This window comes from Micromonospora sp. A202, from assembly GCF_006715105.1.
In the GTDB taxonomy this organism is placed as follows: Bacteria; Actinomycetota; Actinomycetes; order Mycobacteriales; family Micromonosporaceae; genus Micromonospora; species Micromonospora zamorensis.
In genome coordinates this window covers 449,109-462,333 of record NZ_VFMP01000001.1, presented here as the reverse complement: position 1 = coordinate 462,333, position 13,225 = coordinate 449,109, and the positions used below count along the sequence as shown (strand labels likewise).

The following is a 13,225-nucleotide window of genomic DNA, read 5'->3' as shown; positions in this document are numbered from 1 at the left end:
GCCGGCGCCGCTGAGCCCGATGAACGGCTAGCGCCGTTGAGCCCGATCAGCGGCGGTGCGCGTCGGCCACGGGGTGTTTGCGGCGCTCCAGCTCCGCCTCCGCGTGCTCCGGTGGGCCGATCTTGTCGTACAGGCCGGTGCCGAGCAGGATCAGGCCGAACAGCATCGACACCACCACTGTCGACATCGAGAAGTTGAGGAAGTTCGCCTCGGTCTGGAGCACGGACATCATCAGGATGCTGGTCACCAGGAACACGACACCGGCGATGAGGTTCATGTAGTGGCCGAGGTTGCTGCGCCGCGACGCCCCGATGATCAGGACGACACCGAAGATCACCGAGGCGAGCGAGAAGGCCAGGTTGGTCCGGAGTCCGAGGGCCCAGGTGCTGGTCCGGGCGAAGAGCGGGTCACCGATCGTCTCGGCGACGCCCCAGACGCCGAAGACCAGGATGTAGACGCCGATCAGACCGGACAGGACCCGGTAGAGCGGCCGTGCCGGATGGTTCACCGGAAAGTGCGGCATACCGAGACCCCCTGAATCAACCGCTTCAGGAGGATTGTCGCCCAGGCAGAGCCGACTGTCCGGAAAACCACAATGGCGGAGGTCCGCCGACAGGCAGGACCAGGTCAGGTTTTCGCCGGAGCCCGAGTTGCGCAGGGATCAAGCCTGACCGCCCGGAGCAGCTCGGGCTCCGGCGAAAACCACCACCGCAACCAGGGAAAGCTCAGAGAACGAGACGAGCCTTCTGGAACGCCTCCGCCTCATCCTCGGACCCGACCTTGCCGTACATGCCGACCATCAGCAGCACCAGGGACGCCGCCAGCACCACGACCACGGTGGTGATGCTGAAGTTGAAGATGTTGGCGTCGGTCCGGATGAACGCGAGGCCGGCCAGGCCGATCACCATCAGGGCGTACGCCAGCCACTGGTTGATCGCCACGTCGATGTTGCGGCCGAGGGCCGTGCCGACCAGCACGATGATCCCGAGCAGCACGCTGAGCAGCGAGAAGCCGAGGTTGGTGCCCTGACCGAGGACCCGGGTGTCGTCCTGGGCGAGGATCTCGTCGCCCATGCTCGCGATGATGCCGAGCACACCGAAGACCACCAGGTACAGACCGGTCAGCCCGCCGATCGCCCGGTAGATCGGCCGCGCGGGGTGGTTGACGGGGGTGTGTGCCATGTCTGTGTCTCCAACGCCGTGGGGTAGGTGTCACCGACGATTGTCTCGCATGTGGCGGTGTGACGCCGCACACGGTCCTCGCCCGGCGTGCCCGGCCCAGTCAGCTCTCCGGCAGGTCCTCGGCGAGGGTCATCCAGCTCTCCTCGATCCGCTCCCGCTCGGCGCGCAGATCCTTGAGCTGTGTGTCCAACTCGGCCACCCGGGCATAGTCGGTGGCGTCCGCCGCGAGCTGACCGAGCAGCGTTGTCTCGCGCTGGTCGAGTTTGCCGAGCTGCCGTTCCAGCCGGCTCAGCTCCTTGCGGGCCTGGCGGACCTCGGCAGCGGACATGCCACCCGCGCTCGGGCCGGTGGGCGCGGCGGTCGGGTTCACGCCGACCCGGGGGGCGGAGCCGGCCCGCTCGGCCGTCCGGGCAAGGTACTCGTCCACCCCGCCCGGCAGGTGCACCAGGCGACCGTCGCCGAACATCCCGTACGCCGTGTCGGTGACCCGCTCGATCAGGTAGCGGTCGTGGCTCGCCACGATGATCGTGCCGGGCCACGAGTCGAGCAGGTCCTCCAGCGAGGCGAGGGTGTCGGTGTCGAGGTCGTTGGTGGGCTCGTCGAAGAGCAGCACGTTGGGCTCGCCGGCGAGCAGCCGCAGCATCTGCAACCGGCGGCGTTCCCCACCGGAGAGGTCACTGACCGGGGTCCAGAGTCGGCGGTCGTCGAAGCCGAACACCTCGGCGAGCTGCGCGGCGGAAACCTCTCGGTCACCGAGCTGGACCCGGCGGGCGACCTCCTCGACGGCTTCCAGCACCCGGAGGTGACCGGGCAGCTCGGTGAGCTCCTGGGAGAGGAACGCGGGCCGCACGGTGGAGCCGGTGCCGAGGCGGCCACCGTCGGGGCGGGTGATGCCGGCGAGCATCCGCAACAGGGTGGTCTTGCCGGCGCCGTTGGCACCGAGGATGGCGATCCGGTCACCGGGGCCGACCAGCCAGGTGACGTCGCGCAGGATCTCCTTGGGGCCGGCGTGCAGCTCGACGTTCTCCAGGTCGTACACCTGCTTGCCGAGCCGCGAGGTGGCCATGCGCTGCAGGGACATGGTGTCCCGCGCCGGCGGCACGTCGGCGATCAACGCGTTCGCGGCGTCGATGCGGAACTGGGGCTTGGACGTCCGGGCCGGCGGGCCACGGCGCAGCCAGGCGATCTCCTTGCGGAGTAGGTTCTGCCGACGGGCCTCGGTGGCGGCGGCGACGCGCTCGCGCTCGGCGCGGGCGAGGGTCCAGGCGGCGAATCCACCCTCGTAGGCGCGAACGGTCTGGTCGGCGACCTCCCAGGTGGTGGTGCAGACCGCGTCCAGGAACCACCGGTCGTGGGTGACCACGACCAGGGCGCCCTTGCGGCCGACCAGGTGCCGGGCCAGCCAGTCGACACCGCCGACGTCGAGGTGGTTGGTGGGCTCGTCGAGGATGAGCAGGTCGGAGTCGCGGACGAGCAGCGCGGCGAGCGCCACCCGGCGGCGTTCGCCACCGGACATCGGGCCGACCGGCTGGTCGAGGCCGAGGTGCGGCATGCCGAGGCCGTCGAGGATGCCGCGGACGCCGGCGTCGCCGGCCCACTCGTGCTCGGCGCCCATGCCCTCGTTGAGCCAGGCGGTGCCGAGCACGACGTCCCGGACGGTGGCGTCGGGGGCGAGCGTGAGCTGCTGCGGCAGCCAGAGCGCGCGCAGGTCGCGGCGGTGGGTCACCCGGCCGTCGTCGGGGTCCTCCTGCTTGGTGAGCAGCCGCAGCAGGGTGGACTTGCCGGCGCCGTTGAGGCCGACCACGCCGATCCGGTCGGCGTCGTCCAGACCGAGCGAGACGTCCGTGAGCAGCCGCCCGGCGGCGCCGTACCCCTTGGACACCCGGTCCAGATTGACGATGTTCGCCACGTTCCACCCTTCATGATCAAGGCGTCCCGGTGCCGGCGGGCACCTGGACGCCTCCCTCAAGGGTACGCGGACGCCCCGGACACCCGCGCCGCGCGCCCGCAGGCCGGGTGGGACGACCCGTCAGCCGACGCGGGCGCCGACGACCGGGCCGTGCGCGACCCGCGCCTCCCGGCACACACCAGCGCCGTTCAGCTCGGCGGCGATCCGCTCCGCGTCGGCCGCGTCGGCGGTGAGGAACACACAGGTCGGGCCGGAGCCGGAGACGATCCCGGTGAGCGCGCCGGCCGCCTCGCCGGCCTTGAGGGTGTCGGCCAGCGCCGGGCGCATGGCCAGCGCGGCGTCCTGAAGATCGTTGCCGAGCGTCCGGGCGAGCACCCGGGGGTCGCGCTGACGCAGCGCGCCCAGCAACGCGTCGGTGGAGCCCAGCGGGGTGCCGGCGGCGCCGGAGTCGCGCAGCCGGTCCAACTCGCGGTACGCGGCCGGAGTGGAGAGGCCCCCGTCGGCGATCGCCACCACCCAGTGCCAGGAGGTCGGGCGGGCGAGCACGGGGCTGATCGCCTCGCCCCGGCCGGTGCCCAGCGCGGTGCCACCGTAGATCAGGAACGGCACGTCGGAGCCGAGGTCGGCGGCGATCCCGGCCAGCTCGTCGCGGGACAGCCCGGTGCCCCAGAGCGCGTCGCAGGCCACCAGAGCGGCGGCGGCGTCGGCGCTGCCGCCGGCCAGCCCACCGGCGAGCGGGATCTGCTTGCGCAGGTGCAGCCGGGCGTGTGGCAGCACGCCCGCGTACCCGGCGAGGGCGTGCGCCGCGCGGATCACCAGGTTGGTGTCGTCCAGGGCCAGCTCGCCGGTGCCCTCACCCTCCATGGTCAGAGCGAGGGTGTCACCCCGACGGGCCGTCAGCTCGTCGTAGATCGAGATGGCGTGGTAGATCGTGTTCAGCTCGTGGTAGCCGTCGCGGCGCAACGGGCCCACCCCGAGGTGCAGATTGACCTTCGCGGGCACCCGGACCTTCACCGGCCCGATGGACCCGCGTCGCTCGTCCTCGCCGTCCGGTCGCCAGGCCTCGGTCACGGGGTCAGGTCCCGTACGCGCAGGCGGATGTCGAAGGGGTTGGCCACAATCTGCTCCTCGGCGTCCTCGGCGGGCACGGGCGTCAGCCTACTTCGCGGCCGGCGTACCGACCGGAGCCGACGCGGCGATGGCGGCGAACTGCTCGACGGTCAGTGACTCCCCCCGGGCGCCGGGGTCGACGCCGGCCGCGGTGAGCGCGGCGGCGGCACGGTCCGCGCTACCGGCCCAACCGGCGAGCGCGGCGCGCAGCGTCTTGCGCCGCTGCGCGAACGCCGCGTCGACAACGGCGAAGACCCGTTCCCGGGGTACGTCGGTTCGGGGCGGTTCGTGGCAGGTGAAGGCGACCAGACCGGAGTCGACGTTGGGCACCGGCCAGAACACGTTCGGAGGCACCTTGCCGGCGCCCCGGGCGTGGGCGTACCAGGCGAGCTTGACCGACGGAATGCCGTACACCTTGGAGCCGGGACCGGCGACCAGCCGGTCGGCGACCTCCTTCTGCACCATGACCAGGCCGTGCCGCAGGGTGGGCAGCACGGCGAGCAGGTGCAGCACCACGGGCACTGCCACGTTGTAGGGCAGGTTTGCGACCAGCGCGGTCGGCGGTGGATCGGCCAGCTCGGCGGCGTGGATGCGCAGGGCGTCCGCGCGGTGCACGGTGAGCCGGTCGGCGTCCGCCCCGGCGTGTCGCGCGGCGGTCTCCGGCAGCGCCCCGGCGAGCACCGGGTCGATCTCCACGGCGTGCACGTGCCCGGCGACCGGCAGCAGCCCCAGGGTCAGCGAACCGAGGCCGGGGCCCACCTCCAGGGCCACGTCGTCGGGGGTCAGCCCGGCGGCGGTGACGATCCGGCGCACGGTGTTCGGGTCGTGCACGAAGTTCTGGCCCAGCTTCTTGGTGGGCGCGACGCCCAGCCGGGCGGCGAGTTCCCGGATCTCCGCCGGGCCGAGAAGACCGGTCATGCCTGGCAGCGTAGCGGCGACGTCGGGGCCGACCGCCGGCCCGGGCTCACCACGGCCCGAAGGCACGGTCGCCGGTGGCGGAGATGGCCGCGCACAGCTCGTCCAGGTCACTGCCGGTGGTCGCGGCGAGCGCGCGGACGGTCAGCGGGATCAGGTACGAGGCGTTCGGCCGGCCGCGGTGCGGCGTCGGGGTGAGGTAGGGGGCGTCGGTCTCCACCAGGATCTGGTCGACCGGGGTGAGTGCGGCGGCTTCGCGCAGCGCGGTGGCGCTGCCGAAGGTGACGGTGCCGGCGAAGCTGAGCAGGTAGCCCCGGCGGACGCACTCGCGGGCGAAGTCGGCGTCACCGGAGAAGCAGTGCAGCACCACCCGGTCGGGAGCGCCCTCGTCGTCGAGGATCCGCAGCACGTCCGCGTGCGCGTCCCGGTCGTGGATGACCAGCGCCTTGCCGTACCGCTTGGCGATGGCGATGTGCGCCCGGAAGCTGTGCTCCTGCGCGGCACGCCCGTCGTCGCCGGTCCGGAAGAAGTCCATCCCGGTCTCGCCGATCCCCCGGACCCGGTCGCGGGCGGCCAGCGACTCGATCTGCCGCAGCGCCTCGTCGAGGTCGGTGAGGCGGGGCGCCTCGTTGGGGTGCAGCGCGACGGTGGCCAACACCGCGGGGTACCGGTCGGCCGCGTCCGCGCCCCACCGTGAGGAGGCGACGTCCACGCCCACCTGGACCAGCCGGTCCACGCCGACCTTGGTGGCCAGCGCGATCGCCGTGCCCACCGGGTCGTCGGATGGCCCGCCGCCGGGCACGCCGGCCTCGCTGACGGTGATGTCCAGGTGGGTGTGACTGTCCAGCACCGGCCGGGGCAGCGGCTCGGGGGCGGGCGGAAACTCTCCGGCCCGCCGGGCGGCACGCTCTCGGCGGGATTCAGTGGGCTCGCTCATCAGCGACAGCATCACACACCGGGCCTGGCCATCTGCCCGCCACCCGACGTTCACCTCGACTACGCCGCGCGACTCTACCGTCGCCGGGTGAGCGAGCGCAGCGAGCGAACCCCGAGTCACAGCAGCTTGGCCGTACCGTGAGCGTCACACCTCACGCGAGCGGCGCGGCCGGCGAACGTACCGGGCTGCGCGTGGCGTTCGGCGGCGGCGTGTACCCGGCCGAGGAGATCGCCCGGGGCGCCGCGTACGAGCTGTTCAGCGCCGAGGAGGTGGCCGGCTTCGAGCGGGCGCCCCGACCGGGCAGCGCCCTGCCGTGGCGCCGGTTCGTGCACGTCACCGAGGCGAGCGCGGTGCACGGGGCGGTCGAGCCGGCCGAGGAGCCGGAGACGCCGCTGATGATGCCGGCGCACCGGGAACGCGGTTGGGCGCACGTACACCAGCTCAGCCAGCAGCCGTCCGCGGCGGGCGACCCCGTCCTGACCTCGGTGCGTGCCTCGGCGGTGGTGCGGAGGGGCACCCGGATGGTGAAGGTGCTCTCCGCCCGGCAGCTCGCCGGGTACGTGCGGGGCTGGCTGCCGCACGGCTTCTGCTTCCGCGAGCACGACGTGGCGCACCTGCGTACGCCGACCGCCACCACGGTGCTGCGCACCGACGGTGACGCCGGGCGGGAAGGCTCGGACGTCGCGTACGCGCTGCGTTGGCGGGCCGCGGACCCGGGCGACTACGACGTGCCGGTGGGCGAGACGCACCGCGGTCTGACCGCGCTGGCCGCCCGGGACCGGCTGGGCCCACCGGTGCTGGGCACCGGCTTCGTGCCGAGCAATGGTCAGCTCATCCCCGAGTTCATCACCCGGGACTTCGCCGACCTGCCGATGCCGGCGAACGCCACCCTGCTCGCCTACCCCGCCGAGGGGGTGGAGGTCGTGCTCTACACGTACCAGGCGGAGCAGCGCGGTTGGCTGCGGATGGTGGGTCCGCAGTGGCGGCACCTGCTCGCCGCGGTGCCGGGCCTCTCCCCCGACCAGGAGTACGTGCCGACCGGCGACGCTCTGCGCTCCACCCAGTTGGTGGGCCTCTACGGCGACACCGAGTACGAGGCGGTGGCCGACCTGCCCGGCGGGTTCCGGGTGTTGGCGATGACCCGGGCGGCCCGCTACCCGGTGGACGCGGTGGCCCGCCGGCTCCGGTTCGCCCAGTGGCGGGGCGTGCCGTGCCTGGTGCTGCGCGAGGAGGCCGGCTGGCTGCGATTGCGGCTGCGCTTCCCGGACCCGGACACCGTGGTCGCCACCGGCGCGCAGTGTCACGACCGCGGCATCTACGAGACCTGGGCACCGGGCGCCGAGGTGAGCGACGACCAGGTGATGGACACCCGGTACGTGATGTGACGTCCCCCCGGCGGCCGGATGCCCTGCCACCGGGGGCGTCGTGCGTTCAGTCGGCCAGTCGGGCCAGCTCCTCGTCGACGATCGACGGGTCGAGCTTGCGGAACACCGGCTTCGGCGCTGCCAGCGGCCGGCCCGCCTCGATCGACACCGACTCCCAGCGCGCGCCGACGGTGTAGTCCCCGGTGAGCACCGGGTACGACGGCCCGCCGTCCAGGTCGTCGACCTGCTCGATGACGGGCATCGGCGCGTGCACACCGGTGCCGCCGAGCAGCTCGTGCACCTGCTGAGCCGAGTGCGGCAGGAACGGGGTGAGCAGCGTGTTCGCGTCGCTGATCACCTGGAGGGCGACGTGCAGGATGGTGCCCATCCGGGGCTTCTCCGCCTCGCCCTTGAGCTTCCACGGGGCCTGCTCGGAGAGGTATCTGTTGGCCTCGGCGACCACCCTCATGGCCTCACCGATGGCCTGCTTCTGCCGGTGCCGGCCGATCAGGTCGCCCACTGTGGCGAAGCCGGCCCGAGAGGTCGCGAGCAGCGCCTCGTCGGCCTCGGTGAGCCCGGCCGGGTCGACCGGCGGGATCTCGCCGAAGTTCTTCGCCGCCATCGAGACGCACCGGTTGACCAGGTTGCCCCAGCCGGCGACCAGCTCGTCGTTGTTGCGGCGCAGGAACTCGGCCCAGGTGAAGTCGGTGTCGTTGCTCTCCGGGCCGGCGGCGGCGATGAAGTATCGCAGCGCGTCGGCGTCGTAGCGCTCCAGGAAGTCACGAACGTAGATGACCACCTTGCGCGACGAGGAGAACTTGCGCCCCTCCATGGTCAGGTATTCGCTCGACACCACCTCGGTGGGCAGGTTGAGCCGACCCAGCTCGCCCGGCGCACCGTCGCGGGAGCCCTCGCCGGAGTATCCGGAGAGCAGCGCCGGCCAGATGACCGAGTGGAAGACGATGTTGTCCTTGCCCATGAAGTAGTAGGACTGGGAGTCCTTACCGGCACCGTCGGCGGACCAGTACTGCCGCCACGCCTCCGGGTCGCCGGAGCGGCGGGCCCACTCGATCGAGGCGGACAGGTAGCCGATCACCGCGTCGAACCAGACGTAGATCCGCTTGTCCGGCCGGTCCCGCCAGCCGTCCAGCGGGATCGGCACGCCCCACTCCAGGTCACGGGTGATCGCCCGGGGCTGGAGGTCGTCGAGCAGGTTGCGGGAGAACCGCAGCACGTTGGGCCGCCACCCCTCCCGGGTGTCCAGCCACTGCCGCAGCACCTCGGCCAGCGCGGGCAGGTCCAGGAAGAAGTGCTCGGTCTCGACGAACTTCGGGGTCTCCCCGTTGATCCGTGACTTCGGGTCGATCAGGTCGATCGGGTCGAGCTGGTTGCCGCAGTTGTCGCACTGGTCACCCCGGGCGCTGTCGTACCCGCAGATCGGGCAGGTGCCCTCGATGTAACGGTCGGGCAGGGTGCGGCCGGTGGACGGGGAGATCGCGCCCATGGTGGTCTTCGGCACGATGTAGCCGTTGCGGTACATCCCCTCGAACAACTCCTGCACCACCGCGTAGTGGTTGCGGGTGGTGGTGCGGGTGAACAGGTCGTAGGAGAGACCCAGGCCGTGCAGGTCCTCGACGATCACCCTGTTGTACCGGTCGGCCAGCTCGCGCGGGGTCACCCCGTCGGCGTCGGCCTGCACCTGGATCGGGGTGCCGTGCTCGTCGGTGCCGGAGACCATGAGCACGTGGTGGCCGGCCATCCGCATGTACCGGGCGAAGACGTCGGAGGGAACGCCGAAACCGGAGACGTGGCCGATGTGGCGGGGGCCGTTGGCGTACGGCCAGGCCACTGCCGCGAGAACGTGACTCATGAGCAGCAAGCCTAGTGACCCGCCAGGGGCGACCGCGAACCAATGGGGGGTGCCGGGCCGGCGGACCGGCCGGACCACCTCCACCATTGGTCCGATTTGTCGCCGACACGCGGTCGAGCTGCCCGTTCCGCCTCCCGGACCGGTGTGCAATGAACGTCGTGACTGGCAGACGAGCGGCACGGGACCACGAGGACCCTCGCACCGGCCCGACGGTCGGCGACGACCCTGGCCTCGACCCCGCCTCGCCCCGGAGTGCCGGGGTAGCACCCCAGCCCCGGTTGGTGCCCGGAGCCGACGCGGGTTCCGCGTCGCGCCCCAGTCCCAGCCCGCGACCGAGCCCCGCCCCGCAGCCCGGGGCCGACCGGCCCGGCTTACCAGGCCCCCCGGTCGGCTCGGCACCCGCCGCCACGGAGGCCGTCGAGATGGAACCCACCACCGGCGCGCCGGTGGACGCGGTGCCGCGTCGAGTGCCCGTCCGCCAGCAGAGCCGCCTGCAACGGGAGGGCCGGTCCGACGGTGACACGCCGGACGACGTCGCTGCCTTCTGGGCGCCGATCGAGGAGGTGCACTGGGACGGCACCCCGGTGCGGGAGGACCCGGCGCCGTCGGGGGACCGCGGCTTCCGCCCGGTGGGCCGCCCGGCACCGAGCCGTACGGCCCCACCGCCCGATCCGCTGCCCGGGCTGGCCGCGCTGGTGACGCTGAGCCTGGTGGCGGCCTTCTTCGCCTGGGTCAGCGCCGGCCCGTTCTGGCTCGCCGTCGGGCACGCCCGGGTGGGCACTGTGGTGCTCGACGGCTGCACCGGTGACGGGCTCACCCAACGGTGTCGGGGGACGTTCACGGCCGACGACGGGCGGTTCATCGCGCACGGCGTACGGGTCAGCGGCGTACCCGCCGGGGAGAAGGCGAGCGGTACATCGGTGCCGGCACGGATGACGGGACCGGACGCCGGCACCGCGTACGCGGACACCGGCGTGGGCCGGCACCTGCTCTGGCTGCCCGGTCTGCTGGTGGTGCTGGCCTGCACGGCCGGCATCGTCCGGTGGACCGGGTCGGCGCGGCTGCCCGGCCGTCGGCACCGTCGCTGGGCCGTGACAGCGGCCATCGCCGGCCCCGTGCTGATCACCGTCGGCTTCCTGGCCTTCGCCTGGTGAGCGCGTCGCCCGGTGAACCCCGGCACGGCCGGGCGCCCGGGTCAGCTGTGCACGATGGTGTAGACGTCGCGCCGGCGCAGCGCGTACTCGGTGGCGACGTCGGTGATGGCGTCCCGGCGGGACCGGCCGGCGGCCTCCCGCTCGGCGACGGCCGCGCGCAGGGTGTCGTCGTCGGGGCGTTCCGGGGCGATCACCGGCGCACCGGCCACCACCAGAGTGATCTCGCCGCGCGGGTCTCCCTCGGCGGCCCACCGGGCCAGCTCGCCGAGGGGACGGCGGAGCACCTCCTCGTAGGTCTTGGTGAGCTCCCGGCAGAGTGCGGCTGGCCGGTCCGCGCCGAACGTGTCGGCGAGGTCGGTGAGAGCCGCACCGATCCGGTGCGGGGCCTCGAAGAAGACCAGCGTCCGTTCCTCGGCGGCGAGCGCGCGCAGGCGGGTTCGCCGGGCGCCGGGGGTGCGGGGCAGGAAGCCCTCGAAGCAGAACCGGTCACAGGGCAACCCGGAGACCGCCAGCGCGGTGGTGACCGCGCTGGGCCCGGGGGCGACGGTGACCGGCGCCCCGACGTCCAGTGCGGCCCGGACCAGGCGGTAGCCGGGGTCGGAGACGCTCGGCATGCCCCCGTCGGTGACCAGTGCCACCACGTATCCGCTCAGGATGACCTCGACCAGCTCGGGGGTGCGCCGCTCCTCGTTGCCCTCGAAGTAGGAGACGATCCGGCCGCCGACCGTGATGTCGAGGTCGCGGGCCAGCCGGGTCAGCCGGCGAGTGTCCTCGGCCGCGACCACGTCGGCGGTGCTCAGCACCTCCCGGAGCCGGGCCGAGGCGTCGGCGGGGTTGCCGAGCGGGGCACCGAGCAGGATCAGGCGCCCAGCTTCGGACTTTTCACCCACGAATTCGTCTCCTTCATCGACAGCGAATACCGGTATCAGGGACGACGGGCGCCACAGGACACCTTGGCAGCCTACGATCGCCGGGTGACGAGTGCGTCGACAGCGCAGAGCCCGAGTGCCGAGCCTGCCAAGATGGTCGAGGTGACGGGCGAGCCCAGCCCCAACCAGGAGCCGGCGGCACCGAGTGCCGGTGGCGGTGGTGCGTCCGCCGCGCTCCGGCGGAGGTTCGCCACCGTCGACAGCCAGGTGGACCGGTTCTCCTGGCTGGCCACGGCGGTGGTGGTGGCCATCGCGGGGATCCTGCGCTTCGTCGGGCTGTCCAGCATCAAGACCAAGATCTTCGACGAGACCTACTACGCCAAGGACGGCTACGGGCTGATCTCCCGCGGCGTCGAGTGGAACTACAAGGACAACGTCCCGTCGTACGTCGTGCACCCACCGCTGGGCAAGTGGCTCATCGGCCTCGGCGAGTGGGCCTTCGGCTACCAGGACGCGGATTCGAAGGTCTCCGTGCCCGGGCACCTGATGACCACCACGCCGGAGTTCGGCTGGCGGTTCTCGGCGGCCGTGATCGGCACCCTGTCGGTGTTGCTGCTGGTCCGCATCGGTCGGCGGATGTTCCGCTCGACGGTGCTCGGCTGCGCGGCCGGCCTGCTGCTCGCCCTGGACGGTTTCCACCTGGTGCTGTCCCGCACTGCGCTGCTCGACATCTTCCTGCTCTTCTTCGTGTTGGCCGCGTTCGGCGCGTTGGTGCTCGATCGGGACGCCCGCCGCAGGCGCTGGGCGCGGGCCCTGGACGACGGGCTCGACCCGAGCCAACCGGGCCGCGCCGGCCGGCCGCCGACCGGTTGGCGCACCTGGCCGTGGTGGCGGCTGGCAGCCGGAGTGTTGATCGGCTGCGCCTGCGCGGTCAAGTGGAGCGCTCTGTATTTCGTACCGGTCTTCGCGCTGCTGGTGATCCTCTGGGAGGTCGGCGTCCGCCGCTCGGCGGGGGTCCGCCGACCCTGGCGGGACACAGTGCTCGACGAGCTGCCCTGGCTGGTCCTCGCCGGTGTGCTCATGCTGGCCACCTATGTCGCCACCTGGTCGGGCTGGCTGCTCACCGACGACGGCTACTACCGGCTCGCGTCGGCCTACCCGAGCGCCCCGCTCAGCGACCGCCCGGTGATCGGGCCGCTGATCAACCTCTTCGAGTACCACCGGGCGGCGTACGGCTTCCACGCCCAGCTCGACGACGCGCACAAATACCAGTCGTGGCCGTGGCAGTGGCTGCTGCTCGGCCGGCCGGTGGCGTTCCACTGGTCCGGTGACGGGGCGTGCGGCGCACCGACCTGCGCCTCCGAGATCCTGCTGCTCGGCACCCCACTGCTCTGGTGGTCGTTCCTGCCCGCCCTGGCGGCGCTGGCCTGGCTGGGTCTGGCCCGCCGCGACTGGCGGGCTGGCGCGATCCTGCTGACCGTGGCGGCCGGGCTGCTGCCCTGGTTCTGGTTCGCTCTCGACGGCCGCACGATGTTCTCGTTCTACGCCGCGCCGGCGCTGCCGTTCCTGGTGCTTGCCGTGGTGTACGTGCTCGGCGCGCTGATCGCGCCCGCCGGGGGTGACGTGGGTGAGGTGGCACCGCTGGTGCCCGGCGACCCGAGCTACGAACGTCGACTGGTGGGCAGCATCGCGGCCGGGGCGTATGTGCTGCTGGTGGGGCTCTGCTTCGCGTACTTCTATCCGATCTTCGTCGGCAAGGTGATTCCGTACTCGGACTGGCTGTCCCGGATGTGGCTCGACGGTCGGTGGATATAAGCACCGACAGGCGACGCGCCGCACAGCGCGACGAAGAAGGGCCCGCACGCCGAAGCGTGCGGGCCCTTCTGTGACCCTGCGGGCACTGCGACCCCTGCGGG

Annotated in this window: 11 protein-coding genes; 3 read left to right on the top strand and 8 right to left on the bottom strand. The window is 72.4% G+C overall.

Translation table 11 applies throughout. From position 1 onward, the window contains the following. Positions 1-46: 46 nt before the first annotated feature. From FBZ33_RS02260 to FBZ33_RS02235, 6 genes are all read right to left on the bottom strand, one after another. Positions 47-523, bottom strand: a complete 477-nt coding sequence (locus FBZ33_RS02260) for a DUF4383 domain-containing protein (protein WP_088951423.1) — start codon at positions 521-523, stop codon at positions 47-49. Between the two features lie 202 nt (positions 524-725). Further along, positions 726-1,181 (bottom strand): DUF4383 domain-containing protein, encoded by a 456-nt coding sequence (locus FBZ33_RS02255; RefSeq protein ID WP_088951422.1) that lies wholly within the window; start codon positions 1,179-1,181, stop codon positions 726-728. Between the two features lie 100 nt (positions 1,182-1,281). After that, entirely contained in the window at positions 1,282-3,090 is a 1,809-nt protein-coding gene (locus tag FBZ33_RS02250) for an ABC-F family ATP-binding cassette domain-containing protein (protein ID WP_088951421.1), read from the bottom strand. Between the two features lie 120 nt (positions 3,091-3,210). After that, complete coding sequence (locus FBZ33_RS02245; RefSeq protein ID WP_141907836.1) at positions 3,211-4,161, bottom strand: 4-(cytidine 5'-diphospho)-2-C-methyl-D-erythritol kinase; 951 nt, start codon at positions 4,159-4,161, stop codon at positions 3,211-3,213. Between the two features lie 87 nt (positions 4,162-4,248). Next, on the bottom strand, positions 4,249-5,118 hold the full coding sequence (gene rsmA, locus FBZ33_RS02240) for a 16S rRNA (adenine(1518)-N(6)/adenine(1519)-N(6))-dimethyltransferase RsmA (RefSeq protein WP_099850378.1): 870 nt from the start codon (positions 5,116-5,118) through the stop codon (positions 4,249-4,251). Between the two features lie 46 nt (positions 5,119-5,164). Further along, on the bottom strand, positions 5,165-6,064 hold the full coding sequence (locus tag FBZ33_RS02235; protein WP_088951418.1) for a TatD family hydrolase: 900 nt from the start codon (positions 6,062-6,064) through the stop codon (positions 5,165-5,167). A 125-nt stretch (positions 6,065-6,189) separates the two neighbouring features. Between FBZ33_RS02235 and FBZ33_RS02230 the strand changes: the two genes are divergently transcribed. Further along, complete coding sequence (locus FBZ33_RS02230) at positions 6,190-7,437, top strand: hypothetical protein (protein WP_141907835.1); 1,248 nt, start codon at positions 6,190-6,192, stop codon at positions 7,435-7,437. 46 nt (positions 7,438-7,483) lie between these two features. Here FBZ33_RS02230 and metG read toward each other — a convergent pair whose 3' ends face one another. Beyond that, on the bottom strand, positions 7,484-9,286 hold the full coding sequence (gene metG / locus FBZ33_RS02225) for a methionine--tRNA ligase (protein WP_141907834.1): 1,803 nt from the start codon (positions 9,284-9,286) through the stop codon (positions 7,484-7,486). Positions 9,287-9,708: 422 nt separating this feature from the next. On the opposite strand from metG, the gene FBZ33_RS02220 reads away from it, so the two are divergent. Next, positions 9,709-10,440: a hypothetical protein gene (locus tag FBZ33_RS02220; RefSeq protein ID WP_141907833.1), complete on the top strand. Its 732-nt coding sequence runs from the start codon at positions 9,709-9,711 to the stop codon at positions 10,438-10,440. A 41-nt stretch (positions 10,441-10,481) separates the two neighbouring features. Here FBZ33_RS02220 and rsmI read toward each other — a convergent pair whose 3' ends face one another. Further along, entirely contained in the window at positions 10,482-11,330 is an 849-nt protein-coding gene (rsmI, locus tag FBZ33_RS02215) for a 16S rRNA (cytidine(1402)-2'-O)-methyltransferase (protein ID WP_088951415.1), read from the bottom strand. Positions 11,331-11,462: 132 nt separating this feature from the next. Here rsmI and FBZ33_RS02210 point away from each other — a divergent pair, with 132 nt between their 5' ends. Continuing rightward, entirely contained in the window at positions 11,463-13,124 is a 1,662-nt protein-coding gene (locus FBZ33_RS02210) for a dolichyl-phosphate-mannose--protein mannosyltransferase (RefSeq protein ID WP_370453067.1), read from the top strand. Positions 13,125-13,225: the final 101 nt, after the last annotated feature.

What these genes read in the sequence shown, in the direction of transcription:
- FBZ33_RS02210 (WP_370453067.1), top strand. Translation starts at nt 11,463, where the DNA reads ATGGTCGAGGTGACGGGCGAGCCCAGCCCCAACCAGGAGCCGGCGGCA.
- FBZ33_RS02220 (WP_141907833.1), top strand. Translation starts at nt 9,709, where the DNA reads ATGGAACCCACCACCGGCGCGCCGGTGGACGCGGTGCCGCGTCGAGTG.
- FBZ33_RS02260 (WP_088951423.1), bottom strand. Translation starts at nt 523, where the DNA reads ATGCCGCACTTTCCGGTGAACCATCCGGCACGGCCGCTCTACCGGGTC.
- FBZ33_RS02235 (WP_088951418.1), bottom strand. Translation starts at nt 6,064, where the DNA reads ATGCTGTCGCTGATGAGCGAGCCCACTGAATCCCGCCGAGAGCGTGCC.
- metG (WP_141907834.1), bottom strand. Translation starts at nt 9,286, where the DNA reads ATGAGTCACGTTCTCGCGGCAGTGGCCTGGCCGTACGCCAACGGCCCC.
- FBZ33_RS02255 (WP_088951422.1), bottom strand. Translation starts at nt 1,181, where the DNA reads ATGGCACACACCCCCGTCAACCACCCCGCGCGGCCGATCTACCGGGCG.
- rsmA (WP_099850378.1), bottom strand. Translation starts at nt 5,118, where the DNA reads ATGACCGGTCTTCTCGGCCCGGCGGAGATCCGGGAACTCGCCGCCCGG.